We start from the raw sequence: 26,153 nt of genomic DNA, 5'->3' as shown, positions 1-26,153 counted from the left end.
ACTTCTCTCTGTGCTTGATTCTTAACCTCTTCAATACCAATTAGATAGTTAGGGTTTAGGATTCTAAAAAATAAAATTCCCCAGGTAATAGCATCCTGGGGAACAAAGATTGAGTAAATTTTTCCAATTCGATTTTACTCCCATGCAACCAACGGAGCTAGAAGAACTGCTAGACAATCAAGAATCTTCTCCCAATGAAGATACTTTGAGGTACTTACAACACATCGAAAATCGATTGTATGAAGATATCGAAGCTCGTAAGCGAATTGATAGCGGTATACTCTTTCTAGTTTGTCAGGTAGGTTCCTGTAGCTTGTCATGGTTGCTGTTTGAACTGAGAGTAACACTGGTGATTATTCAGGTATTTAGTGCTTGCGTAGCTTTAATACCTGGATTAGTTCATATAGGAGATAGTTTCAATTTTGAGGCATCAAGTGAGAATTGGAGAATAGGCTTTGGAGATAAGCCACTCATAGGAATCGCCAAATTATTTATAGGTGGTGCAGTGTCATTTTCAGGTACTAGCAGAATTACCAAAGAAGTAATACTTACCCATGACGCAATTGCTGAAACCTACAAAGAAATTAGAGCTAACAATGGTTTAACTTGGCAGTTACCCAGCATGAATATCTCACTATTGATTGCTTTAATTTTCATGGCAGTAGTTATTTATTTTAAATCTCTGGGTAATCCAAATGTACAGGATAAATAGTTTCTGGGGGATTTTAATTAGTTCCTTAGCTACAGTTGTCACGCTCAACTATTTAGCCACTGGGTTTATAGATTTCGTTTTCAATATCGATGCACTGGTGAATTGGTTGATTACTCCTGATAATCTCGGAGCGTTAAACAGTGTCATCACCAAAACCAGATTATTCCTTCAAGGATATTGGCTTTACTTAATTGCTGGCATTTATCTATTACTTTGGGTAAAAGCACAATGCAAGAGATAGAAGAGTTCAACGAAAATCTCAGGCGTGAGCGCAAGGCATCTACTTTATTAGTAGGTGCATTATTAGTAGGTGGACTAGCTGCAACTGTGCCATTGTTCACCGACTCAATTAAGCATAGTGAGGTTTTATTCTGTAGGGTCAATTCAGATTGTAGAGGGTCAAGTGTGCGCCGGGGAATTGCTCACATCATTGATAATGAACGACGCAATCAACTATTTGATATTAATATCAGGGTGCTGAGGGTACTGCCACCAGAAGACAGCACCGCTTACTTATTTGGAATTGGTGGGAGTGTGGCGTTGCTCGTTGCTTATGCTACTAGTAAATCACTCACTGACAAGCAAGAGAAAGCAATTCATAGCCAATTCGCCCTGCTCAAAATCAAAGCACTGGAGAATGACATTATTGTTAGCAATCACATTGACCTAACCCAGTTTAGTAAACAACAGCAATCTGAAATAACCAAGCAAGCCATCGCCCGACAAACCGCAGAAACAATTGAGGCTATGAAATCCCCAGGAGAACAACAGCTAGACCACCTTAACGGAACTTTACAGGGTGAATTATCCATGAAAAATCATGAGTTGCAGCTGTCAGAGATGGACAAGGTTATTGCTGACAATAAGCTACAAGTTGCTGAAACTAATAAAAAATTGAGTAAGCTATCTGGCAATATCCAAGACTCACACCAAGCCCAATCATCGCCAGATGAACAGCTAAAAGATGCTCTCATTGATGCCCTGAAAAATCATGAGGATGGTTATCTGTGGAAAATCATCAACTCACTCAAACCATTGTGGCTAATTGGTAATCAAGGGTCAGGCAAGACATATACAGCCGGAGCGATCGCATTAATCAGAAAATACTGCCTCGATGCCCCAATTCATCAATTAATCGACCGTCACGCCACAGGTGACAATGCTGATGTATGGCAATTGCTAGAAGCCACCAGCAAAGCAGAATCAGAAGATGAAATAAGCCAAGCCTTTGAAGATTGCTGTGATCGGTGGCTGCAACGGATTAAGGAAAAACCCACCAAAAAGCAGCAGGTGATAGTGGATGAATTTACCAATTTAAAAACACTTTGTGGTGACAAGGCGATCGCTTTCTTCAAAATGTCCCTCACTGACACCCGCAAAGCCAAGGAATATCTGCTGGGAATTACCCACAATGCCACCAATGAATCATTCCCAGATGGTACAGCCGCCTCACGGAAGGCAGGGACAATTCTATTAGAGAAATTCTCGGCTAATGGTGAAACACCACTATCTAGGGTAGTTGTCCGTTATGGTTTAGTTGATGATAACGGCAATAATTTAGAAGATGAGGAAAGGACTTTACCTAGCTGGATGCACCCTGAGCGCATTTACCAGCACTTCAACGGTAAGCCAATCAATTTTGAAGATTAACTAAATATTGGGGTTACTCAGACAGAAGAAGTTAGAGAAACAGCACCAACCCAAACTTGAGAAGGTGAGAGAACACATCTGGGGAATCTCTTGAGGAAAGAGAGGCTGGGGAAGTGAATGATTAAGATAATGTTAACATTTCAACGGTAAGCAAGCCGATTGATGACGCGCTAATATAAGGATAATTAACAGGTTACATACGTCCTTTTATATACACCCCTGTGTTATCAATTCCTTTTGGCGAACTAATTAAGGCGATCGCTGGTATTGCTATTCCAACTGTCAAAAACAAGTTTCAGCGTAATGAAGCTGTTATCAAATTATTAAAACAATTTAATCTCGAACCTGACCATCCACCAAGCTATTTTAGTGGTGTTTACGCCTATACCTTAGTAGAGTACGGTATTGGTAAACCTAAACCTTTTCTGCAACTGTTCCAGGAAGAAGCAATTACAAGGGCGTTCCGCAACGCATTTGACCACAACAACCTCTTAAATTTGCTCTCCGAGGTTGATGATTTTGTGGAAGCTTATGCCTTGGGTGATGAAGTTAAAAGTTTGGGAATTGACATCAAGCGAGAAATTGCAGCGTTTTATATTGTGTTTTTGGAAATTGCTAAACGCACTCGCAATCCCGCAGATACACTGATGAGCCAGCAAATCGAAGCGATTCAAGACAAACTTGAGAGTTTGCCAACACTAGAAGGAATTCGTACAGAAATGGCAAGGCTGCTGGCTCAAGATTATCCAGTTTTGCCATCAGGAGTAAATAATGACAACCTTGAGCCGCAACAGTTATGGTCGAAAATCTCAGAACAAATATCTTCAACAGATAAATTTTATGTTCTTCCTTTAGAAATAAAAAAGGCAGACATCAAACTTCCTGGAAGAAAGAAAATGTTGCCTGAATATCCTTTAGGAACGCGGATACGTTGTTACATTCAGTTAGAACAACCAAGCTATGTAATTTTACTGTCTAAATTTACGTCGGGAGACATATTGTGTGTTTGTCCTAGTTCTTTAGTTTTTAAAAATTATCATCAGAAGGGAGAATTTGTTTGTCCTGACCCCAAACATGATGAATGCCCTTACTTTGAGTTAGATGGGAACTTGGGAATAGAAGAGTGGATCGCCATTACTAGTTCCCAGAAACCGATAATAAACTGGCTACCTCAAGACGATTCGGAATTATCTGAGCAAGACCCGATGGAATTAAGTTCATTGGAGTTAAACGATTTACTCAATTATGTAAAAAATGAAGAATGTGAAGTAATGGGATTTAAATATAAAATTACGGCTTGAAAAATAGAAAAATTTTTATTTTTAAGAGACTATCATGAATAGTAAAAATGATTCTTATTCTTCTGAAAATGAACTAATTCGTCAGTGGGAAGAATTGGTGAATAAAGCCAAGAACCTTAAGAATAACAATAAATATCTTGAGGCTATTTCTCTAGAAAAACAAGCTTTGACAATAGCTCAACAATTATGGACAAAGTATAAGCAGCCATATTTATTAGTTAATTTAAATAATTTAGGCTTTTTCTATAGAGATATAGGAAATTATAAAGAAGGTATATTTTACGTACAGCAAGCATTAGAAATATGTCAACAATCATACCCAGACGATCATCACATTTTTGCACAAATATTAAATGCTTTAGGTTCTCTTTACTTTTCCCACGGGAAATATGAAGAAGCTACACCATACATCAAAAAAGCATTGGAAATACGCCAAAGATTACATCTAGGCGATCATACTCATTTAGCGATTAGTTTGAATGATTTAGGCTATGTCTATTTCAATCAAGGAAAATACGAAGAATCAGCATTTTACATGAAGCAGTCATTAGAGATGCAGCAAAGATTGCATCCAGATGGTCATCCTCATATAGTAGTCGGTTTAAATAATCTAAGTCTTCTGCTGAGAGATATAGGAAATTATAAAGAGGGCATATTTTACGTACAGCAAGCATTAAAAATATGCCAAAAATTATATCCGGAAAGATTTTACCCAGATGGTCATCCTGATATGGCAGCCAGCTTAAATGCGTTGGGTTCTCTTTACTGTTGCCAAGGAAAATATGAAGATGCTGAACCTTATCACCACAAAGCATTAAAAATGCAGAGGGCGTTATACCCAAACAACCATCCTGAAATGGCAGTAAGCTTGAATAATCTGGCTTTGCTTTACTCAATACAGGCAAGATATGAAGATGCTATATCTTGTCATCAGCAAGTATTAGAGATATGTCAAGATTTATACCCAAGCGATCATCTTATGATTGCAATGAGTTTAAATAGCTTAGGTCAAATTTACTCATGCCAGGGAGAATATGAAAAAGTTGAATTTTATCTTCAACAATCAGTAAGGATGCTGGAAAGATTATTTAAAGACGATCACCCCGATATTGCAGTTGGCTTTAGTAACTTGGGTTATCTTTACTTGAACCAGGGAAAATACGAACAAGCTGAATTTTATTATCAGCAAGCATTGAAAATGCAGCAAAAAATATTTCCAGATGCTCATCCTCATACTGGAAAGACTTTAAATAGCCTAGGTATTCTTTACTCTAACCGAGAACAATATGAAGAAGGTGCGTCTTTTCTAAAACAAGCCTTAGAAATACAACAAAGTCTATTTCCAAATGGTCATATTGATATTGTAAATACCTTCAATAATATTGCTGTTTTTTATTTGGAATTTGACCAATACGAGCAAGCAGAACATTTTCTTAAACAATCAGTGAACATGCTGGAAAAATTATTTCCAGATGGTCATCCTGAAGTTGCGACTAGGTTAAATAATTTGGGAATTATATACTTAGAGCAAAAAGAATATGAGAAAGCTAAATATCACTTTCAACAGGTATTCGAGATACATCAAAAATTCTTCCCACACTGTCATCCTAATACCATTAAATCTATTCGTGGACTTGCAACTGTATTTGTAGCTACTGGTAATTACAAAGAATCTTTAGGTAGATTACAAACAGCTATAGATATGGAAAATACAATTCTATCTCGAATTCTAGCTGCTAGTAATGAAAAAGATCGTCTTCTTTATCTTAACCAAATTAGATCAACTTTAGACTTATATTTTTCTTTAATTACTAAATATTTTGAACATAATTTAGAGATTGTTCAAACTACTCTTACTCTAGTATGGCAACGCAAAGCTATTAATATAGCAGCCATAACTGCCTTAAATGCTGCCATATATAGCGGACGCTATCCCCATCTTGAAATCGAATTCCAAAAACTACGTTCTCTTAGTAATCAAATCATTAGATTAACTACTAGTAGTAATGAGGATGAATTCGGAAATCAACAACAGCTATCAATTGACATCATTAATCAGCAAGTCACCAAAGCTCAAACAGAGTACGACGAGTTGGAAAAATTTTTAGCAACTCAAGTACCAGAAATTCAATTAAAAGAAGAGATTAATTATCAAGTAATTGCTGCCGAAATTCCCAAAGATACTGCTTTAGTAGAGTTTGTGCGTTTTCAAAATTTGGATTTTGAGCGAAAGAAATCTGCTAAAGGACATTATGTAGCTTTTGTTGTATCCAGTCAACAACCAGAGCAAATAGTAATGGTAGATTTGGGAGAAGCAGAACCCATAGACATTTTGATTGAAAAATTCCGTGCTTTTTTAATATCATCAGGTACTGATGACAATCAGATGAGTCTTAAAAACATTGGCAAAAGAACATTGAAGGTAAAACCATCTATTCAAGTTAAGACTTATAATTTCCAAGCCTCGCCTGCTAAAGAGTTGACTAAATTACTCTATCAGCCACTTTGTAACTACCTTAGTGATATCAAAAATCTAATTATTGCTCCTGATTCGGTATTAAGCTTATTACCGTTTGAATTATTACCCCAGTCTGAAAATTCTGATATCTATTTGATAGACTGCTATCAAAGTATTCAATATATAACAACAGCTAGAGATTTATTACGACACAAACGGCAACCCCTACGTCCTGCGGGAATTTCTTTAGTTATGGCTGATCCTGATTATGATTTATCTGCATCAGTGTCAAATACAGAATTAAATCCAGTTTCAAAACAGACTTCCTCTAATAAAGTAACTTCTCATGAAGACTTTAGCTTACAAATCTCTGCATCTAAAAATAATCATCAGCCCACTACTTTACAACTTTCGAGTGGGATAACAGAAATGGAAATTGATGAAATCAAGCCATTAGAGAGATTGAATGCTACTGCTAACTTAGGCACAACTATTGCCCATCGATTACAAGTTAAACCATATTTAGAGCAAGAAGCTGTTGAACCTTTGGTTCGAGATAGTCAATGTCCTCGCGTACTGCTGTTAGCTACTCATGGGCTTTATCTACCTAAAGATGAGACTATTCAAGAAGCAGAAATCTTAATTGATAATTTTGACCGTTGGCGCAGAATGAAGGTTTCTAATCCCATGATGAGGTCGATGTTAGCATTTGCCGGTGCTAATAGTTGGATTACACAAAAACAGCTTCCAGAAAAAGCAGGGAAGGGTTGGCTGTTTGCTCAGGATGTAGCAAGTTTAGACCTTTGGGCAAATGAGATGACTATTCTCTTGGCTTGTCAAACTGGTTTGGGAGATGTCACCACCGGAGAAGGTGTATTTGGTTTACGGAGTGCTTTTGCTTGTGCGGGGGCAAAAACTGTAATTATGAGTTTGTGGTCTGTACCCGAAAAAGCTTCAGTATTATTGATGGAGCGTTTCTTTGACTATTTGGATCGAGGACTTAATAAAGGTGCTGCTTTGAAACAGGCACAAAACTATATCCGCAATGTTACTATTGCTGAACTACGTCAATCAGATACGGGAATGGAGGTTTTAAGGGAATTAACACATTTTGACAGTCTAACTCCAGAGCGAGAATTAGAAAACAGTCCTACCACTAAACCTCTAGCACATCCTATGTTTTGGGGAGCATGGATTTGCCAAGGGAAATAGGTAAGAGATATATTTTTGTAAAAAGCAAGTAGGACTGTTTAGTTTGCCTCTAGTGTCAGCGACGCTATATCTAGCCCAAAATCCGAGTTCCATCTTAACCCTTATTTGTGACTCTAAGAGGATGTTTGAAAAGTCGGGCAGGTGGTAAAAAAGCTTTCACGGTATAAGCTGTGAATAGAGAATAAACAGCACCGAGAGAGCGATATGAGTAAAGCTTACTCCAGCAACCTGACATATGCACAATATGAATTGCTCAGTGATCTGATACCAGAGGCCAAACCAGGTGGACGTAAACGTGAAGTCGATATGTGGTCAGTCCTCAATGCCATATTCTATATTTTGGTAGAAGGAGTGAGATGGCGAAGTCTACCGGGAGACTTTGGGTGGTGGAACGCACTTTTGGCTGGTTTATGGGATGCCGCCGTGTGCTTTTACCCATTGCATGACCAAATTGTGAACCATACTGTGACCAAAAGTTAACGTAATTTCAAGGTTTTGAGCAAATCTTCAACATAATAAAATGAATCAAATTATGTCCGCGTATTTTAAATATGAACCATAATGCAACCCAAAGTTTTATTTTTGGACTTGGTAAAAAATGCAGAGCAAAACACACTAATTTAATCGAAGATTTTGAACTTTCGGTCAAAATTTAGTTCAAAATGCTCACAATATGGTTCAAAAATATGTTTAGCCAAAAATTAAGTGATAATGTGATCGCCTGAAATCTGAATTTTTATTTCTCTCTCATCGCGGTACGGTACAAACGAACTATAAGACCGTGTTCCTTGCTGTAATTAAGTTTTGAGTTTTTTGAACTCTATTTATAGCTTTGAACTATATCTTGTCCTAGTGCAGAGTGAAGTATGTCCCGTCCCTTTGGTCAAATTATCGTTCAAATCACACGCCGATTGGTCAGAGACTATGAGTTATTGCCCGAAACATCAGAGACTTTTTTATATCTTGCCATGATCCGCATTATGGTGAGGCGATTAGCATAATTTTTGACCTCTTAAAACTTTTCAAACATCCTCTTATCGTAACTTTCGGCGTGGTTGCTCATTTGACCCCGAAAAGCTTTGCTGACAAGGATTTGAAGGTAATAAAATAATACCAAACCTCGTTTTTGCTATTCCCCCTTTTCGAGGGGACATACAAAAAACCCCTACTTCGTCAATATTTAGATGCGTGCGCCCTGGTTATTAAGCGAGTTAACAAAAAAGTGTGGTAATGTTTGGAATGTCAATTTTATTGATTTGCTCCCGAAATAGCAACCTGAGATATTAAATCATCTAATTCTTGGTCAATACTATTCACGTTTTGAGCTAATATATCTAACTGTTTTAGTTTTTTATCAACTTCTGCCTGACCTTTTTGTTTCTCAGCTAATGCATTATTGAGCTGTTGTCGAATATTTTGAATTTCTGCCGCTAACCCCTCATCTACAAGATTTTTTACCTTACTAAGTTCTGTGGAAACACCATTACCAACCTTCTCAATAATATCAACGGTTGTGCTGCTCAACTGTTCTGAGAATTTTTTACCTACTTCCTCTTTAATTTTATTGCCCAGTCCACCTTCCATTAATTTGCCCTGAATTAATGCAGCGACAAGCATTGGAACAAAAGTTACAGGATTTAGCCCTAAAAATATATAACCTACAATTCCAATTACAAGTTGTGGTATTAAACTTTTCAACATCTCTTGATAGCCAAATGTAGCTCCGATAGTAGCTGAACCAATTCCCCCCACCAGAAAACCACCTGCTGCTGAAAGAAGTCTTTCTACCGCAGAAACTTCCCTAACACCAACATCTCCTTTTGATAACTCTACTTTGGAAACAGAAACTCCAGAAATTTCCAAGCGAAGATTATCTACCCGCTTTATAAATTCTGTAGCTTCAGCATCAAGAGAATTTTTAATATGTTCTATTCTCTTTGCCAGTAATGGCTCAAGTTCTGAATTTTGCCAATTTGAAAATTCTGCTTCCACCTGACTTTCTAAATAGCTACTAATTTCCTTCACCGCAGCTTCTATACTTGGTCTAGGGTCGGTAAACAATAACTTAATTTCATTCTCAAGTTTATACTCCTGGGCAATAGTTTTTATTTTAGGAATTAATTCCCGACAAAAATCTTTGGTTTTATAACTTACTTGCTCTTTAGTATCTTCAATAGAATATTCCAATTTTTTGACGATACTCCGGCGTTTTTCCTCTAAAAGTTTTAATGGCTCTTGTGCTGCAACATAGCGTTTTTCTAATTCTGCCACATCTGTCTGAAGCATACTCCTTTGTTCGGGAATACTTTTCCTGACTTCTCGTATTGAATTCTTTAATTCTTGAGCAGGACGAAGAATCTTTACTCGACCTCTCTCATTTGTTAAAAATTTCTGAAGTTCAATTTCTAATCGCGGTACGCCTGAATTTTGCAGTGCCTCATCATCATTCTCAAGTTTCCCATCTAGCGCTCCTAATGCATTGATAAAGAATATACGTTCGGAGCCTAATCTAGTTCGGGGTGACAATTTAGAAATAGCAAATTGTTTGAGTTTATCGACTTCATTTTTACGAATCATATTGATACGATTGCAAATGAAGAAAATGTCTTCATGCCCCATTGGTCTTAGCTTGTTATCAACCACTTCTTGTTCGGATTTAGAAAATAGTTGTTCGCAGGAAAGCACAAGAAGAATAGCATCTACTGTAACTAGATAACTCTCTGTTACTTGCTGACGGGTTTTGTGTTCGTTCAAACCAGGAGAATCAATAATTTCTACACCATTCTCACAAAGTTTTAAAGGCCAGAAAAGTTCTAGTTTTTCGTAGGGACTTTCATTGATTGCTTGACTTTGGTCAGCATCATCCTGGATAACTACATACTCTTCAATTTCATCTATTGGTACATCAAGAGGTTTTTTTACTGGTTTACCGTCAGATTTATTAAAATGCAGTAAAGCACTTTTGGTCTCACTCCATTTCACTTCGTTAATAATTGCAGTACATGGTGTAGAGTATGCAGGCAAAATTTCTTCGCCTAATAAGGCATTGATAAAAGTACTTTTGCCTCGCTTGAACTCCCCAAGTATCATAACTTTAAAACTATTGGACTGTACCAAATTTTTCAAAGGTTTGAGATTTGCTTCTTGAGCGGGTTTATTGAGCGCTTGTACAATATTAATTTGACGTTCAATTAGGCTAACAAGGGTATTAGTCTTTTGCTTAAATTCCTGATAACCTTGATAATTAGTTGTTTGTAACATATTTTTATCTTCCATAAATTTTAATTTTTTTCAATCGACAAAGCGGAAGCTATTTCTTGCTTCAACGCTAAAGTTATTTCAATAATTTGTTGCCATTTTTTTTCATTTTGAGTATCACTTTTATCAATATTGAAAGCAGCTTTTTTGGTAAATTTCCAAGCTTCTTGCTCACTTTCTATGTCATCCATAATTCTTTGATATAGCTGACGCAAACGTTCTGAGACTTGCTGACAATATTCATCAATAGAAGCTTCAACTACACGTTTCAGATCACCGGACAAAACCTCTCTTTGTGTATCTAACTCTTTGTTGATATACTGTTCGCTGATAAGTAGCACCCCGGTACTGGCAGCTATTCCTATTGGACCACCCAACACTGAACCTGCAATCATTGCCGCAGTGCTACCAATTCTGGTGAATAAGCGATATCTTTGTACATCAGTTATGTCTCGATTTTCAATTTGAAATTGAATTCCTATATCTTGCTGCGACGTAAAAACTTGCTGCTTTAGAGTTGTATTGAAAAGTGTCGCTACCTCATTTTGTAACCATTCAACATCTTGGGATAGAAATTTTAGCAAAAAGCTTTCAAATTTGCGACTTAAAATTGTTAATTCGCGTCTGAGACGAAAAGGTAAATCGCGTTCCCACCACAGCTTTAAATCTAGAGTTCTTTGAATTTCAAATTCTAAGTTTTCAATTAATTCTTTCTGGTTAGTAGTAACTTGCTGACGTATTTCTTTAGCCCGTCGCAACCTTCTTTTATCTAGTTCCAGTCGTAGATTGTCCCAAGTAATGTCTGCTTTTTCTATTTCGTTCTCAGCTTGGCGTAAAGAACGTTTTATTTCTTCTGCATTCATACGCACAGTAGAAATAGCCCCTTGGGCTATCTCTGTCACCTGACTTAACCAATCACTAAGTTGTTTGCATACTTGGCGACTACGCCATACGCGACGTTCACCTTGAGCTACTAAAGATTCAATTTCAGTGATAATGCTTGCCAAGGTATCTGCTTCTTGCTGTGATTCTTCAATGGGATATGTCGAAAGTACAGGAATATTGCTGGCAACATTAGTAATTCGATGGCAGATATTTTGCATTACCTTCGCTCTTTCCTCTGGGGGAATCATATCCACTTTAGAGACTGCGACTATAATACGAGAAACATGGCGACCTATTACTTCTTGTTCTAGAAAAGCTGCTTCCGTCATGCTAAACGGAGAGGTTGCACTAACAAGTAAAACCGCAGCATCACATTGATTTAATAAGTCGGAAACCATGTTGGCTCGTCTATCGCTCAAATCTCCTGCACCAGGAGTATCAATAATTTCTATATCTAGTGATCGCAACCACTCATGGTTCAAACTAATACGTACACCCGCAAATACTTCTTTGTCAGAACCCGCTTGATCAGTTGCTAACAGTTCCTCCCACGATGCTTCTTCTAGAGGTCGAATATCTACTTTCCGCCCTACTCTCACTTCCATCTGTTCTTCTGAACCTGCCACAATAGAGGTGAGTGTGGCTGTAGTGGGTAGTATACCTTCAGGTAAAATATTTCTATGTAATAAACGATTAATCAAATAACTTTTTCCTCGACTAAATTCCCCAACAAATGCAAGACGAAATCCTGGTAGTATTCGTCTTTTATCAATAGCTGTCAGCAACAAGGACATACGCTTTCCTAACTCCTGGTTCTCAGAAGAGAGAGAACTAGTAATATCAGTACATTGCTTAAACCAATTATCTAACTTCTCTGTTAAATCACTAGGAACTTTAATTGATATTTCTGGTACTTGAATGTTTAATTTGTCTAATGCAATATTTTCTTCTTCGCTATTTGCAACTTCTAGAGAAATAGCTGGTACATTAGGAAGCAACCAGTCTTTACTTTCAGGAATTAAATCGTGATAGTATAGATAAAACTCTTTTGGTAAAAGCCCAGAATAATACTTTGCTAACTCAAGAAAATCTTCTTTACTTTTACTTATACTGCTACAAAAATTATCTAGGGTTGAAAATAAAGTATTTTCACGAAGGGTACGTATTTGGGGAGTCAAATTTACAGAAGTATCGGCAGGTTGAATACTAATTACTTGGGGATGCCATTGAGGATTATTTGCTTTGATTGGTCGCAAATCAACCTTTTTGACAACTTGCATTGTTGCTAAAGACCATTCCACAACAGCCCAAGGTGTTGCATATCCCTCAGTTTTATCATTACTGTTTTTAGGGACAGTCAGCAGAGAAATAATTCCCCATTCACCAAGCCTTTGTACTGGGATGGGAGCCAGTGCAACTGTTTCAAAAGTAACCCAATCTCTCAAATCAGAGAGGCGATGGATGCCTCTAGGTAATGAAGCGATACCATTTTGTTGGGTGGTAGTTTCCGTAGACAATTGTCTGAGTAAATTTCTATCAACATTCATGTTATATTTCCTCCGTTTTAAGCTGAAATAGTTTGCTCAGGTGCGTCGGCTACTACAAGGAAGTTGCTATAATCTTCCCAAGCATTTAGAAAATCTAGAGCATCGACAGATGCCATTTTTCCGTTAGGATTTCCGCTATCATTAAGAATTATTTTTACTGAACCATCAGCTTGTGTATTTATACCCGTTACCCAAACAGCATGACCTGCATTCGTTTGCTCAATAGGCGCACTATTAGCATCCCGCATTGGATTCCATATCTCGTTTGCATCAAGACCAACAATTACGCTATCACCTTTTTCTAGTGCATCTGCAATGTCTTCAAGATTGGCATTATATTTTTGTTCTGTTGGGACACCAAGTTCGTTTAAAAGCTTACCTACATCACTTGGACGAGTTCCAATTTCAGGGTCAAACCATCCATTTTCTTGAGCAATCTCACAAGCTTTTTCTTCAGGAATACAGATACCTGTAATAGACTCAAAAACGCTAGTCTGAGCAACTACAGCACAGGAACTTTGACCTCTTTGTTGTTGCCAGAATTGAGAGTTTTCTACTGGATTTCCAAATCCATCAAACTCGCCAACATCCCATTGATTGTCTGGTATAACCCAATCTAATAATTGATGAAAGACATCAACTATATTAAAAGCAGATAATTCTTCTATAGAAATATTTTCAACAGAACTATCTGAAGTATCAAGTATTACTTCATCAGAGTATGACAATAAAGACTCAGTTTGCATATCCATCTTTTCCGGAGATAGGATATCATCCGAGTTAAATTCATCAATAAACCATTCTTCACAGCTTCTCAATATATCGTCAATCATAATTATTTACTTATTAAAATTTAAAAATTACATTAAAGTAGAGTTAGCAAAGACTTCAAGAGACTGAATTCTGGTATTAATTTCCAGTAAGTCAGCTTGAATATCTTGTTGAAGCCTATTTAGACGTTCTTTTTTCTCCTTTTGGTCATGCTGCATAGCATTAACAATTTTCTGATAAGTGGCAATGTATGTATCAATGTGCCTGTTAAGAGCATTTATCATTTGTTGAGAATAGCTTTCTAAGGATTGTTCTACTGCTTTTTCTGCTGAGTAAAAATAATCATTAATTTTGGGTTGTAGCTCATTCCAAGAGCTATTTTGAAGTTCACTTAATGATGGACCAAAAAAACTACCAAAAATACCACCTAGCAAACTACCTAACGCAGCTCCAACAACTGTTCCCACACCTGGGAGAATTATTGTTCCTATTGCTGCTCCTGCTCCTACTCCTGCTCCTGCTCCTACCTGTATATTCGATGTATCCCCCGCGATTTTACTAAGCTCAGAGGCTGAAGACATTAGATTATAAGTATTAACTTGAATATTGCTGGTATTCATTATCCCCGTATTTAAATTAGTCTCTGTTGAGAGGGATTGAAGATTTTGATACTGCTTAGAGAATTTTTCATCGAAGTGTTCTTTAACCTGAATAAAAGACTGATTAAGTTCGCTTGTGGCAATTGTTAAATCTACATCAAGGGTAGAGCGAGCATTAGCAAATATAGGGAAAATTTTATTCTCAAGTATAATCTTTAACTCATCCTTATTCGTTGTATTAAAAATCATTTGTTGAAGGCTTGATACTGTACTTTCTCTACAATTACCAACTAATTTATTGATTTTAGATTTTGTTTGAGAAGTCGCATTTTGAATTATCCTTGAGCATTCTGCATATTGTTCAGATGTAAATGACGGTAAATCTTGAATTACTTCACGCTCAATCGCTTCCTGTTTACGTCTAAACTGTTCCTGTTGCTCTTTAAGATGTGATTCAGATTGACGAAAAACTTTTGTTAGTAACCTACCTAAATTTTCTGCTATTGCTACTTCTCTACTACCTACTAAATATTTACGCAATTTTTCTTCTAGTTCTACAAAATTATCATTCCAATGCCTAAGTTTTTCTTCAACTTCTTCTGCCCCAGTGCAAATATCTATTACTACTTGTGGTGCAGTCTCAAGCAACAAGAAATTGTCTATTTTGAGATTTTCTCTAATTCTTTTTTCGATGATTTTAATTAGCCTAGATTGCTCTTTTTGACGAATGCTATCCATCTTAGTAACTATAAATACACAACGATGGATGTACTGATAAAGTGATCCCGAAAGAAAATTAATAAGTGTATCAGATACAGGTTGATTTGCAGGTATTACAATTACAGCTGCATCAGCCTCATTTTCCACAACTGTTCGAGTGGCTTTCGCGTGTTCTTCGTTACCAGCATTAGTTCCAGGGGTGTCTATAATAATAATTCTACCCTTGAGAAAATTAGCTGGATGGTAAATCGTAAAATCATCTAAAGCCCTTGCAAGTTCTTCCTCAGATGTTACCATTTGCACAAATTTTTGTGGCGAAATACCCATTTTAAGAGCATCATTTGATGTAACTAATCTGTTTGGAGCAGATGGAGCATTGGGAGTGTTCAGCTGACGTTTTAAACTATGACTTATCATTGTTGTGATGAGTATCACTACAGGTAATAGGATTAACCCTAAAAACCAAGAGGATATGCTAGATAATCCAATCATCAAAAACATCCAAATAAATAGACTTGGGAACCATGCAACTTGAAATTTCTGCGTAGTTTTTTTCGGTTCTCCTTTAGGTTTTTTGATAAATTGTCTTGGTCTGTTAGTTTTGAATAGAGCTTCAGCACCAAAGCTGTTAGCATAGGTTATTTTTGTTGCAGTAGCCGTTGCTACAAGGGCAGAGGTTTTCAGTAAATCATCTCGGAGCAGGGCATTGACAAATGTACTTTTGCCACTAGAAAATTCACCAATGATGGCTAAATAAAGATTAGGGTCGTTACGACGTTTTTTAACACTTTTTATCTGTTTAGATAATTCTTGCCTAGCAGAGACTGATATGCTGGGTTTTTGAATGATTCGTTCTACGAATTTAATATGCTGATCAATTTTACTTGTGTATTCATTTGCCTCTGTCATATCATCAACTACCTGGAAATTACTAGCAGAATAAGCATTATTTAGCCTCAACTTCAGTTTTGTTACAAAATTAATGCTCTAGCGCGTGCTATGTCAAGCCAAGTTGTTAGCTACGGTTAGATTTTCAAGTCAGCATTCATTGCTACTCACACCCCAAAGCTACCTAGGGATGGCTGAGAAGGAGGAGAAAAATTTCAATTTAATCTATTTTTTAAATCTTCTATAATTTTTAAATTTTTATCTTTAAACTTTTGATCATCTATCTTGTTAAATGATCTTTTTGCTTGTTCAATTCTCTCTTCATATTCTTGAATATTATTTCGTCTAAATTCGCCTATTGCCCATTGTATATAAACATTTCCCAACAAATATGATTTCCAATCTAAATTCGTCACTTTCATATCTTCAATTGCTTTTTTGGCTTTATCAAATTCTTCTCTAGCATCACTCTCTTTCGCTATGCTGAATAAGAAAGCCCCGTACAATGCTCTTGTAGTAGCTACTTTACTTTTTTTAACATCTTCATCATCGTTCCTCTCCCCACCACTAGTTTTAATATATTCTTTAAAATAATTTTTATCAATAGCGTATTCATAATATCTTTTTGCTTCTAATAAATTACCCGCATTATGATTAGCATCTGCTATTGTGTATAAATCAACTTCAGACACAAAATTAGGTATTCGCTCGGCAAAATAAATTGCTTGATATGCTAAAGATGTATTTTCTTGATTAAGAAGTGGCTCAATTAGGTTTCGATAACTAGGAGGAACATTAGGCAATTCCATCAATTCGACATACTTGATTTTTAATTCTATTAATCTTTTTAATATTCCTGTTAATTCAAGACGTATAATTCTATCTGTTTCTAATTTATTATCTAATTGAGATGACTTATATTTTTCTTCACTCTCTTTATATCTTTCATCATTTTTTATTTCACTTGCTTCATATCTTTTTCTAGTATCTATGGCAACAAGAATTGATATTATTAAAGCCACAAAACTTATATTAATATTAATAATATCTTTAAGTTCAATATAATTTGTTTGTGAATTTGAGTTTTCTGTTTTATTTAATTGAGCAAAATAAGAATTGTTTTTTAAAAAAAATAATTTTTGTTTATTTAAAAATATTTGATTATTAAATTGATTTTCTGATATTTTATTTAATTGTAAATTTATGGTGTCTGATATAACATTTAAATAAAAAAAAGGAACGAAAATAATATAAGCAAACATTTTTATTTGAAATAACATTTAAGCACCTCTAAAAATATTTGTAAAAAATAATTGATTATATTTATTTTGATACATTTTTATTTTTTAATTAATCTAATTATGCTCCTGTTTTAAAATGAATAAGTTTTACGACTTGATTGCTATAAAAACATAATTGCATAAAAATTCAAAAAAGTCTTTTTTTTAACGACTACAAAATTAAAAATCTCTCTTGAGATAGAGGAAAATAGCTATTTTTTATTTCAGGGCAAGCGCATCTCAGATGCTATTGACATAACCAGTATTTTGTGTATTCTACGCATTTCCGTTCTTTCAGGTTATTCCGAGACTAGATAATTGTCAATTTAGCGTAATAATTATCCTGTCGCATCTTAACAATCCAAGAGGTAATCTCTGGTTAATTTAGCCTCAAATGCTTACTGTGCAAACAACTCACAAATTTATGTTCTTGTCCTGGTTGACTGACAAAAGTCTGAGTACAAGAAGCGGAATGCTAGATAGTTATCCTCAGAGGGAGTAGGGGTAAAGACAAGATACGCGCAAAATTTATCACCATGTAAAGTTTTTGTAACAAATCAACGCGTTCGCCTTTGTTTATATGAAATAAAAGTATGCTGAGTAAGGCTTTCAGCCTAGTGAACGCTTCGCGCTTATCTATCCCAACTTATAACCTACATTACGCACTTCAACTTGAACTACAAAGAGATTACAGTCAAAGTAAAAGCAAAAAATCCGGCTAATTAAGACTTATAGTACTGAACGAATCTGCGGCCATAAGTCAAAGGTAACTGAATCATCTTTGTCTCTTATAATAGTATGAGTACTTTTATAGCTTTTTCTTCCCTTCAAAAACTGTTTAATTCCTCCCTTTTTTCCTGTCTTGATAGCAGGCATCATAAATGGAATGTCTAATGCTTGCAACCATCTGATTACAGGAGTATTAAAAAATCCCCTATCTAAATAGAGTTTTTTTACATTTATTTTAAGGGATTCAAGTTCTGCCAATAAATAAGTAATTATCGCTACACTAGTATCTAGTCGGCGAACACCTCTGACGGCTAGAGTTACACGCTTATTTTTGTTAATAACATATAAAGTTGCATAGGCATAAAATGAATGAGTGCCAGATTTAGCTTCACTTTTATATATGTATGGTAGTTCCTCCAATGTTGGCTTACCATAATAACAAATTAAATTTAAATCAATCGCAATTTTTAAACATCCTTTTTTTTAACCCAAAGGAATTCTACTTTTCAACGCTTGATTAATTCGTGTCTCTAAATCCTCAAAATTGTTGATTTTATTAAGATGATATCTAATATCATTAGCTGTAGGAATATTCTTTAATAATTTGGCTGTATTCTCAATACTATCTCCACTGCTGGCCGCTTTTATAAGAATCTCAAATAAAGTTTGTTGGTCACATACTCCCTGAGTTTTAATGGAAAAATTTTCTACTAAACACTCAATAACCTCTTCAAGGGTTTCTGAGTCTGTTAAAACCAGTTCTTCTGATGAAACAGTCAATTTTAAGAGCCAATATGCTACACACTACTTTCATCATTTCATTTTTTGAATCCCAAGAGAGCAGTATAAGCATTAATTATATATTCAGTAGTTTACGCTACCCCGATGTACCTAAGAGTGATTAGCGATAGCGAAGCGCTGACTTGTCAGTTCGCTCTTTGGGGAAAAACTTTTTGGTTTACTGCTTATGGCAGTTTTGACGCGAGTCACGATGAAATTATCCATGCTGCCAAGTTAGCCGAGGCTCATGAGTTCATCCTGCAACTACCCCTCCAGTACGATACTATGGTGGGCGAACGCGGTCAAAAGCTTTCAGGTGGACAAAGACAACGAATTGCCATAGCCCGTGCTATTCTCAAAGACCCACCAATTTTGATTTTGGATGAAGCGACCTCTGCGGTGGATAATGAAACGGAAGCAGCTATTCAGAAATCTTTAGCTATCATTACCCAAAATCGCACGACCATAGCGATCGCTCACCGTCTTTCTACAATTCGCCATAGTCATTGCATATATGTGATGGATCATGGTCAAATTGTCGAGCAGGGTCAGCACGAGGATTTACTAGCACTTAATGGTATCTATGCCAGTCTGTGGCGCGTACAGTCTGGGATTCATTAATACTTGCTTTTAACTATTTTTGATAATTACAGGCAAGTCTTACACAAGTTTAGAGAGCAGTTTTACCAGCACTGAAAGATTTTCTTGAGGATAGCTGTGCTTATGGATAATTTAGATTCATTAAAAACCAAATTAAATGCTCAAGGTTATCGATTAACCCCACAACGCCAATTAATTTTTGACATTTTTAAAGCTCTGCCAACTGGTAATCATTTAAACGCCGAATCAGTACACTCGTTGCTGCTATAACGTGGAGAAGCAATGAGTTTATCTACAGTTTATCGCATCCTCAAAATCATGACTACTATGGGGATTATCCGAGAAGTAGAATTGGCACAGGCACAAAAATATTACGAACTCAACACCATCTCTACCCATCACCACCATATTGTGTGTGTTCAATGTCATCAGATTATCGAGTTTGAAAATAAATATATTCTCCAACAAGGCTTAAGACAAGTAGAAACAATGGGATTGCAACTAATTGATTGTAAATTCACACTGCACACTATTTGTCCAAAAGCTTTAGATATGGGATGGCCAACAATATCTAGTAATTGGGTATGTCCTCGATTTACAACAATAGATAAAACTAAAAGTTCAGACCGTAAGTCATCAGATTTAAACACCGATATCAAAAAAAAACCTGAGCGTCGCATCGAGTTAAAAGGGAGATATATTGTAGTTCACACACCCAAAGATGAGTTTGACAGTTGTAAAGACAAAGCCAAGTTGATTACAGGATGGCGTTTGTCTAGAGCAGATAAAAGCTGGCATTTTCCTCTAGAAAAAGCTTCAGAGGTAATAAATCTTTTTCCGGGATACGAAGTTGACCCAAAAATATTTCATAACTAAATTTTTAGACGAGCTTGCCATTCGTCAGATTAGCCCATATTCAACACCTCCCACACTCCCCACCCTATGAGTGAGAAATTCGGGCTACATCCTACCCCCTAGTTTTGGTAACACTTTTGATAGCAAAACTGATATCAGCGCTCCCGCCATCTGTAATTGTAATTGGCTAACTCTTTTTGTGGGGTAGACGCAGCATTATTACTTAGTTAAATCGTCAATCCTGACACGAATATCGCCAAAAATTTCTCCCTATCACCCTCCCCAAATGTCAATCATCTGACAATTACTCTCCAACCCCCTCCCCCCACTGTGCTACAAGATAGTGCGACAATACACTTTTTCACACCACTTATAAGAAAAAACACTCTTTTTCAACTAAGATATAGCTTGAGCATTAACCCGCCCACCCTGGACAAAACAATGACACCCATTCACCCGGAGAATCTGAGTGTTTTAGAAAATTCCTTGGCGTTGGCCATCGGTGATGATTTTTCCTTAGAAAATGACCCCGATGTCATTCAGCAGCTGATTGGGGATAAGCGATCGCTCAATACCAAGCGCGAATACCAGAAAGATTTGAAAGATTTCTTCTTATTCGTTGCCAAGAAAGAACCAAGCCGGGATTTGGTTTTGGAGTTTCTGCACCTGGAACAGCGTCACGCTGTCGCTGTGGTTCTCAAGTACAAGGCGCACCTCATCAAGAAAAAACTGGCTGAAGCTACGGTAAATCGTCGCCTCAGTGCTATCAAGTCAATGGTGGAAATGGGGCGACGGCTGGGGGTCTGCAATTTCTCTTTGGATGATGTCAAAGGTGAAAGGGTCGAAACCTACCGGGACACTACAGGTATTTCTGCTACTGACTATGCCATCGTTATAGCCCTGGTTGACCAGAATACTTTAAAAGGCAAGCGTGATTATGCCATTCTGCGGTTACTTTGGGATAATGGCTTGCGCCGCAATGAGATAGTCAACTTAAATGTGAGTGATTTTAACCCCAAGGATAAAACGCTTTTTATTCTGGGTAAAGGCAAGGGTAGCCAGAAGGAAGTTCTTGACCTATCGGATAAAACCGTATCGGCGATCTCCTGTTGGATTAAAGCTTGTAAGAAAAAACGTGGTGATAACCCGCTTTTTACGGTGCTGGCTTATCACAAGAATGGGGCGAGATTAACCGGGGAAGCAATCAGGCGACTGGTGGATGGGCTATGTAAACAAGCCGGAATTACTAAGAAGATGTCGCCGCATCGTGTCCGCCACAGTGCGATTACTACAGTATTGGATCTCAATAATGGTAACTACCGGGCTACCCAGCGTTTCAGCAGACACGCCCAAGTGCAGACGGTATTGAAATATGATGATAACCGCCAGCGTTTGCAAAAGCAGATGAGTGACTCAATATCAGAATTGATTTAGGAAATATCTAAATGTATTGCTAAATGGTTATCTGGTTAGCTTTTTAACTGGCGATCGCTTCCCTAACAAACTCATGCCAATCCTCATCGAGGGACTTCAACTGAGCCATCATCTCCTCCGTCACTCTTAGGGTCATCTTTTCTTGCAGAGGTACTGGACGAGTTGACTTCATCTGATATTGTTTTAATAGCGGGTTGCCTCCAGGTCTGGGCATATTGTCAGCATTGTAGAGTCATAATCCCTTTATAGCCTGTCGCCGTCTATTCGTCATTCCTGAGTGATAATTCTTCAGATTTATCCCTGTTTCTCAGGGATAAAGTATTCATTGAGGCACTCCGCGCGATAAATCAGCGCGTAATCTAGCTAGAAGTAAAGGTGTATAGCAAAGTTTTATTAGGATTTGTGATAGCGACGGCTAAACAGCAGCATACCGAGCAGTCCAAACATCACCACACTATTCGGCTCAGGAACACTTTGAGTCACGGTCGGTCCCTGTAAGTCGAATCCGTTTATTGTGAAAATACGATTAACATTTATATTATTGGTAGTTCCTCCAGTAACACCGAACTCATTGCCCCCTACAAAAAAGCGCGCGATGACGTTATTAATTCCATCTGCATCAAAGTTTAATTGAGCGGTTCGACCAAGATTCAAGCCATAATTTAAGTTGTCGTAAATATTACTAAAAGAAACTCCACCGTTTACACTGAGTTGCACGTCCGCCACCCCAACCTGATTGCCGAAATCGCTCAACGGTATCGTGAGCGAATAAGCCCCAGAAACCAGACCGCTAAAACTCAAATCCTGAGCTTGGTTCAGCGCTCCATCACGCCCCGCGAAGTCGCGTAACAATAAATCAGAACCTCCTCTATCAACTAGCCGAAACACACGCGATGGGTTATTAGGATCTAACAACGTCACACCAATGCCACTGCCAGTATCCATCAATCCGGTGTAACCAGTAGTGCCTGACAAATACGTGCGCGTCCCTGGCACTGTGTTGTTTGAAAAAACAAACCCCGCATATCCAGCGGCCACGTCAGCGTCGCTGTCGCTAAAGTCCACTGATAACGTCGACGCATTCGATTTGGCAGGGGAGATCATGCAAGTCAAAATTGCCATGCCCAATGCCAGACATCCTGGCTTCATTTTTTTCATTAGGTTTTTTCTCTGCATTGGTTGAATATTTGGTGTAATTCTAGAGGTATTCTCGATTTTTCAAGCCATATGTTACAAAAAAGAACAATTTCGCTATATAGCGAGTTCTATAGCTCTTCGGACATGATGCCCTAGCTATCTAATTGGTATTTCAGGGCTTGCAACTCAAGCGCAGTAAGAAGTTCCGTATGTTGATCAACCAAAGCTTGTATTGTAGTAACTGGATTATGATGAAGGCGATGTTTTTGTTGGCGAGGAGCTTCAGAAACAGCTAATTTACGACGTTGAGTTTTATACTCAGTTATAGGTACTTGCTGAATTTGTTCCAGTAATTGTTTTTCACTTTCAGCCAGAAATAGAACTTGATATTGCCCAAAATTACGTAATTCAGCAGTTGATTTGCGCCCACTAATTCGCCGCTGATGGCGACGCAAATGGCTAAACATCGCTTCCATTTTCAGGTTATCTGGCGGCAAGCCAGGGATGTCATAGCAGTGTAATAAATCAGTACCGTATTTATACCACAGTTTTTGTAGCTTTTTCTTCAAGGCAAACTGTGCGGGATTTTGTTGAGGGTCGGGCTGAAATTGCTGTAATAACTCTTCCATTTCGCGCCGAACTTGAAAACTTGTTAAAGGTAATTTTACAGTTTGTGTAACATCAGTCACGCAATCAATGCTCGGAATGGTTTGTTCAGGATAGTGCAAACATTCTGCAATTCGTTGTAACCAATTGTGTGTTTCTTCTAAGTCGGAAGCTACTGAACGATTGCTACTTAAGGCTTGGTCAACCCATATTGACAACACCGACAAATAATCCGTATCAATTTCTCGACAGGGTAAACTACGTAGTATCTGTCCAATAGTTTCTAATTGCTGGTAGCCGCTTAAACCGCCCCAGCGAAAAGGTTTGCGACTAGTACGATTGACACAATCCCGAATCGCAGCCCGAATCTGGGATTCGATTGCTATTAACTCTATGTCTGGTGACAAATAGGGAATTCCTGAAAAAAGGGGGTATTGTCTTGCTGCTGTTGGGAGCTTGGGTCTTTGGGTCTTTCTGAACTCTCTGGAATTTTTGGCAGTCCATCTAAATCTGCTTTTAACTGTTGTCGTAGCTTTGTATCTAATGGCAGTATTGCTTCGCTTAAATTACTTAGGAAGTGTGCCTGGCAACGTTGATGTGGTGCATTTGGCCAACTTGAATTCATTGCAGCGATGATTGCTGATTCCCCATCTGACAAAGTTGCTAGCACTGTGTACGGTAACTCCTTATATGGTTGCAGCCACTCAATTAACCGTTCTGCTTGTGCCTGTGGCAATTGAACTGCACAGACTGGTGTACCACTTAATACTTCATATAATACGTATAACAAAGTCCCGTGACCCTCTGGCTGTAAGGCATCTATTGCCCAAATCAAGCCACCATGAAGGACGGCTGTAGCAGCTAATTTCTCCTGGGTATGTGCTATCGCTCCACCCAACAGTGCCAGAAATTGACGGTATAACTTACCTACATTACTCTCGTTAATTTCAACACCACGTTGGTTTAATGAGCGTTGAATTTCTACCAACTGTTGATGCTCATGCTCATGTTGCCAACCGATAAATGCCAGTACATCTAGCCCGTAAGTACTTTGAGGCAAACTATATTTTAGTACACCATAGGCTAAGTAGTGCTTACCAAAATATTCACATTCTGAATTAGCACATTTTTTCCCCTTACCTGCCACGAACACTGCTCCATTTAGTGTTTGAATGGTTTTACGCATGTGCCAAGATGGAAGGCTAACTAATGTGGTGTCGCAATGTATACACCTATTTTGCTCACATTTCACAATTATTCGTTTGGCATTTGGGAAATGTCTTTGTGGACGGTGGCGAGGTAACTTTACTATCACGGAGGAATGGCTGCTGGTAGATATTTTTTCAGCTTACCTGTAAACAACACCAATTAGATAGCTAGGGACATGATGGAGAAAGATCATTTCGTGATCTAAATGAGCCTCAACCTGACAATTCTTTTCCCATCCGCCCTTAATTAATTTTTTTTGACTGTTGACCGTTGTTACTCTAAGCCATCCCGATCCAATCCGTCGCTTTGACGTATTGCTAAATGGTATTGAGCCGAGATACGTGTAAAAACCTGCAAGATGGTCTGGAAAGCGTTGCTATATCTAGCTTTCAGCGATTTCCACTTCCATCCTTATAAGGCTTTCCACATAGTGGGCAAAATTTATACCTTAACGACACCACCAACTCACCACAATTCCCACAACTAGCCCGCAACTGCGTACCGCACAGATAACAAAACTTAGCCCTAACATTTCCCCACATCGGATCAGCAGCACCCCCAGGATTCCAACATTGGGGGCAAAACTTAATCGCTGGCATTGCTACAACCTCTTCCCCCCTAACAACAGCCTGCAAATACTCAACCGGCACGGACAAAGCCAAGGCAAGACCGCTAAGAGTTTTATGGCTGAGTTTCATCGTCAGTCCCCGTTCAATCTTGCCCACAGACCGAGAATGAATACCAGCAGCATCGGCTAACTCAAACTGAGTTAAATTGAGTCCCTTCCTGATCCGCAAAACATAGTCAGCAAGAGATTCTCCAGGTTTTGGTGTCTTAAAAGTATCCATAAAATGCTGTCAATGCTCTTACCTAAAGATATATAATTTATGAATAAATTACCTTGCTAAAAACACACTTTTTTCAGTGAAGCAAGCTGTCACATTAGCCACCGTCGCCGTCAAATTTTTAGAACGGACTGGGTTAGCACCCAGTACCATCAAAACCTACGAAATAACTCTCTTGAGCTTACTAGCAGAGTATGGAAGTTGGTCAATCGAAATTATCAGTAAGCAAACATTAGTTGAGTATCTAGATACACTTTCACATTTAAAATACACAACCCACCACAAGCATCAAGCAATACTGCAAAGCCTATTTAACTTTGCAGTTGAGCAAGGGTATATAAAATCTAACCCAATTCGGGGATTAAAACAGCGTCCCCCACAACGAGAAAAAGGCGAACATAAAAGCGACGATACAATAAAATACCTAACACCCTCACAGCTAAATATACTCTACAAAGTAACCAAAGATGACCTGCGGATGTCTGCAATAATTCATTTATTGCATCGCACAGGATGTAGAATTGGAGAGCTTTTAGCCCTGAACTTATCAGACATAGATATCAAAAATCAAAAATTTCAGGTATTAGGAAAAGGAAACAAACAGCGTTGGTGCTTTTATAGTAAGGATTTCTTAGTTTTATGGTCATGCTAAAATCCTTCCAACGGCTTGGTTATTT

General features: G+C 37.7%; 21 protein-coding genes and 3 pseudogenes. 12 read left to right on the top strand and 12 right to left on the bottom strand.

All coding sequences use genetic code 11. The features are described 5' to 3' along the window. Nucleotides 1-109: 109 nt before the first annotated feature. The 7 genes and pseudogenes from ACM0OS_RS21245 to ACM0OS_RS21215 all read left to right on the top strand — a co-directional run. Nucleotides 110-712 carry a hypothetical protein gene (locus ACM0OS_RS21245; RefSeq protein ID WP_414545186.1) on the top strand — a complete coding sequence of 201 codons (603 nt, stop codon included), beginning with the start codon at nt 110-112 and terminating at the stop codon, nt 710-712. Then, entirely contained in the window at nt 696-953 is a 258-nt protein-coding gene (locus ACM0OS_RS21240; RefSeq protein WP_414545187.1) for a hypothetical protein, read from the top strand. The genes ACM0OS_RS21245 and ACM0OS_RS21240 overlap by 17 nt, the downstream gene beginning before the upstream one ends. Then, entirely contained in the window at nt 941-2,362 is a 1,422-nt protein-coding gene (locus ACM0OS_RS21235) for a hypothetical protein (protein ID WP_414545185.1), read from the top strand. The genes ACM0OS_RS21240 and ACM0OS_RS21235 overlap by 13 nt, the downstream gene beginning before the upstream one ends. A 221-nt stretch (nt 2,363-2,583) precedes the next feature. Beyond that, nucleotides 2,584-3,663: a DUF4384 domain-containing protein gene (locus ACM0OS_RS21230; protein ID WP_414545184.1), complete on the top strand. Its 1,080-nt coding sequence runs from the start codon at nt 2,584-2,586 to the stop codon at nt 3,661-3,663. A gap of 34 nt (nt 3,664-3,697) precedes the next feature. Next, nucleotides 3,698-7,333: a tetratricopeptide repeat protein gene (locus ACM0OS_RS21225; RefSeq protein ID WP_414545183.1), complete on the top strand. Its 3,636-nt coding sequence runs from the start codon at nt 3,698-3,700 to the stop codon at nt 7,331-7,333. A 204-nt stretch (nt 7,334-7,537) separates the two neighbouring features. Beyond that, nucleotides 7,538-7,724: pseudogene (locus ACM0OS_RS21220) on the top strand (transposase); the annotation flags it as partial. Between the two features lie 514 nt (nt 7,725-8,238). Then, nucleotides 8,239-8,334 (top strand): annotated as a pseudogene (locus ACM0OS_RS21215) (IS5/IS1182 family transposase); the annotation flags it as partial. Between the two features lie 247 nt (nt 8,335-8,581). On the opposite strand, the gene ACM0OS_RS21210 reads toward ACM0OS_RS21215, so the two are convergent. The 7 genes from ACM0OS_RS21210 to ACM0OS_RS21180 form a co-directional block, all read right to left on the bottom strand. Beyond that, complete coding sequence (locus ACM0OS_RS21210) at nt 8,582-10,594, bottom strand: dynamin family protein (protein WP_414545182.1); 2,013 nt, start codon at nt 10,592-10,594, stop codon at nt 8,582-8,584. Between the two features lie 20 nt (nt 10,595-10,614). Next, entirely contained in the window at nt 10,615-13,023 is a 2,409-nt protein-coding gene (locus tag ACM0OS_RS21205) for a dynamin family protein (protein WP_414545181.1), read from the bottom strand. A 17-nt stretch (nt 13,024-13,040) separates the two neighbouring features. Further along, nucleotides 13,041-13,856: a hypothetical protein gene (locus tag ACM0OS_RS21200; RefSeq protein ID WP_414545180.1), complete on the bottom strand. Its 816-nt coding sequence runs from the start codon at nt 13,854-13,856 to the stop codon at nt 13,041-13,043. Nucleotides 13,857-13,883: 27 nt separating this feature from the next. Further along, nucleotides 13,884-16,022, bottom strand: coding sequence for a dynamin family protein (locus ACM0OS_RS21195; protein WP_414545179.1), 2,139 nt, complete (start codon nt 16,020-16,022; stop codon nt 13,884-13,886). Between the two features lie 194 nt (nt 16,023-16,216). Further along, a complete protein-coding gene (locus tag ACM0OS_RS21190) occupies nt 16,217-17,281 on the bottom strand; it encodes a hypothetical protein (RefSeq protein ID WP_414545178.1) in 1,065 nt (354 codons plus the stop codon). Between the two features lie 729 nt (nt 17,282-18,010). Continuing rightward, on the bottom strand, nt 18,011-18,430 hold the full coding sequence (locus tag ACM0OS_RS21185; RefSeq protein ID WP_414545177.1) for a hypothetical protein: 420 nt from the start codon (nt 18,428-18,430) through the stop codon (nt 18,011-18,013). Between the two features lie 63 nt (nt 18,431-18,493). Beyond that, entirely contained in the window at nt 18,494-18,790 is a 297-nt protein-coding gene (locus ACM0OS_RS21180) for a hypothetical protein (RefSeq protein WP_414545176.1), read from the bottom strand. Between the two features lie 183 nt (nt 18,791-18,973). On the opposite strand from ACM0OS_RS21180, the pseudogene ACM0OS_RS21175 reads away from it, so the two are divergent. From ACM0OS_RS21175 to ACM0OS_RS21160, 4 genes and pseudogenes are all read left to right on the top strand, one after another. Next, nucleotides 18,974-19,411 (top strand): annotated as a pseudogene (locus ACM0OS_RS21175) (ATP-binding cassette domain-containing protein); the annotation flags it as partial. A 102-nt stretch (nt 19,412-19,513) separates the two neighbouring features. Then, nucleotides 19,514-19,660, top strand: a complete 147-nt coding sequence (locus ACM0OS_RS21170) for a hypothetical protein (protein ID WP_414545175.1) — start codon at nt 19,514-19,516, stop codon at nt 19,658-19,660. Between the two features lie 12 nt (nt 19,661-19,672). Beyond that, complete coding sequence (locus tag ACM0OS_RS21165; protein WP_414545174.1) at nt 19,673-20,266, top strand: Fur family transcriptional regulator; 594 nt, start codon at nt 19,673-19,675, stop codon at nt 20,264-20,266. A gap of 420 nt (nt 20,267-20,686) precedes the next feature. Next, a complete protein-coding gene (locus ACM0OS_RS21160; protein WP_414545173.1) occupies nt 20,687-21,679 on the top strand; it encodes a tyrosine-type recombinase/integrase in 993 nt (330 codons plus the stop codon). 43 nt (nt 21,680-21,722) lie between these two features. On the opposite strand, the gene ACM0OS_RS21155 is transcribed toward ACM0OS_RS21160, so the two are convergent. From ACM0OS_RS21155 to ACM0OS_RS21135, 5 genes are all read right to left on the bottom strand, one after another. After that, nucleotides 21,723-21,851, bottom strand: a complete 129-nt coding sequence (locus ACM0OS_RS21155; RefSeq protein WP_414545172.1) for a hypothetical protein — start codon at nt 21,849-21,851, stop codon at nt 21,723-21,725. Nucleotides 21,852-22,072: 221 nt separating this feature from the next. After that, nucleotides 22,073-22,837, bottom strand: coding sequence for a PEP-CTERM sorting domain-containing protein (locus tag ACM0OS_RS21150; RefSeq protein WP_414545171.1), 765 nt, complete (start codon nt 22,835-22,837; stop codon nt 22,073-22,075). Between the two features lie 131 nt (nt 22,838-22,968). After that, the gene (locus tag ACM0OS_RS21145) at nt 22,969-23,829 is read right to left on the bottom strand and encodes a hypothetical protein (RefSeq protein ID WP_414545170.1); all 861 of its coding nucleotides are present in this window, start codon (nt 23,827-23,829) and stop codon (nt 22,969-22,971) included. After that, nucleotides 23,814-24,608, bottom strand: coding sequence for a hypothetical protein (locus ACM0OS_RS21140; RefSeq protein WP_414545169.1), 795 nt, complete (start codon nt 24,606-24,608; stop codon nt 23,814-23,816). Before ACM0OS_RS21140 ends, ACM0OS_RS21145 begins: the two co-directional genes overlap by 16 nt. 412 nt (nt 24,609-25,020) lie before the next feature. Then, nucleotides 25,021-25,479, bottom strand: coding sequence for a double zinc ribbon domain-containing protein (locus tag ACM0OS_RS21135; RefSeq protein WP_414544927.1), 459 nt, complete (start codon nt 25,477-25,479; stop codon nt 25,021-25,023). A 76-nt stretch (nt 25,480-25,555) separates the two neighbouring features. Here ACM0OS_RS21135 and ACM0OS_RS21130 point away from each other — a divergent pair, with 76 nt between their 5' ends. Continuing rightward, nucleotides 25,556-26,128, top strand: coding sequence for a tyrosine-type recombinase/integrase (locus tag ACM0OS_RS21130; protein ID WP_414545168.1), 573 nt, complete (start codon nt 25,556-25,558; stop codon nt 26,126-26,128). Nucleotides 26,129-26,153: the final 25 nt, after the last annotated feature.

The sequence above is a fragment of the Nostoc sp. CCY0012 genome (assembly GCF_963920855.1).
In the GTDB taxonomy this organism is placed as follows: Bacteria; Cyanobacteriota; Cyanobacteriia; order Cyanobacteriales; family Nostocaceae; genus Cyanocohniella.
The sequence above is the reverse complement of the archived record's forward strand: the minus strand, read 5'-3'. Positions and strand labels throughout refer to the sequence as shown.

Coding starts and splice junctions, on each gene's coding strand:
- ACM0OS_RS21240 (WP_414545187.1), top strand. CDS start 696: ATGTACAGGATAAATAGTTTCTGGGGGATTTTAATTAGTTCCTTAGCT.
- ACM0OS_RS21235 (WP_414545185.1), top strand. CDS start 941: ATGCAAGAGATAGAAGAGTTCAACGAAAATCTCAGGCGTGAGCGCAAG.
- ACM0OS_RS21225 (WP_414545183.1), top strand. CDS start 3,698: ATGAATAGTAAAAATGATTCTTATTCTTCTGAAAATGAACTAATTCGT.
- ACM0OS_RS21210 (WP_414545182.1), bottom strand. CDS start 10,594: ATGTTACAAACAACTAATTATCAAGGTTATCAGGAATTTAAGCAAAAG.
- ACM0OS_RS21205 (WP_414545181.1), bottom strand. CDS start 13,023: ATGAATGTTGATAGAAATTTACTCAGACAATTGTCTACGGAAACTACC.
- ACM0OS_RS21200 (WP_414545180.1), bottom strand. CDS start 13,856: ATGATTGACGATATATTGAGAAGCTGTGAAGAATGGTTTATTGATGAA.
- ACM0OS_RS21195 (WP_414545179.1), bottom strand. CDS start 16,022: ATGACAGAGGCAAATGAATACACAAGTAAAATTGATCAGCATATTAAA.
- ACM0OS_RS21190 (WP_414545178.1), bottom strand. CDS start 17,281: ATGTTATTTCAAATAAAAATGTTTGCTTATATTATTTTCGTTCCTTTT.
- ACM0OS_RS21170 (WP_414545175.1), top strand. CDS start 19,514: ATGGATAATTTAGATTCATTAAAAACCAAATTAAATGCTCAAGGTTAT.
- ACM0OS_RS21165 (WP_414545174.1), top strand. CDS start 19,673: ATGAGTTTATCTACAGTTTATCGCATCCTCAAAATCATGACTACTATG.
- ACM0OS_RS21160 (WP_414545173.1), top strand. CDS start 20,687: ATGACACCCATTCACCCGGAGAATCTGAGTGTTTTAGAAAATTCCTTG.
- ACM0OS_RS21155 (WP_414545172.1), bottom strand. CDS start 21,851: ATGAAGTCAACTCGTCCAGTACCTCTGCAAGAAAAGATGACCCTAAGA.
- ACM0OS_RS21150 (WP_414545171.1), bottom strand. CDS start 22,837: ATGAAAAAAATGAAGCCAGGATGTCTGGCATTGGGCATGGCAATTTTG.
- ACM0OS_RS21140 (WP_414545169.1), bottom strand. CDS start 24,608: ATGCGTAAAACCATTCAAACACTAAATGGAGCAGTGTTCGTGGCAGGT.
- ACM0OS_RS21135 (WP_414544927.1), bottom strand. CDS start 25,479: ATGGATACTTTTAAGACACCAAAACCTGGAGAATCTCTTGCTGACTAT.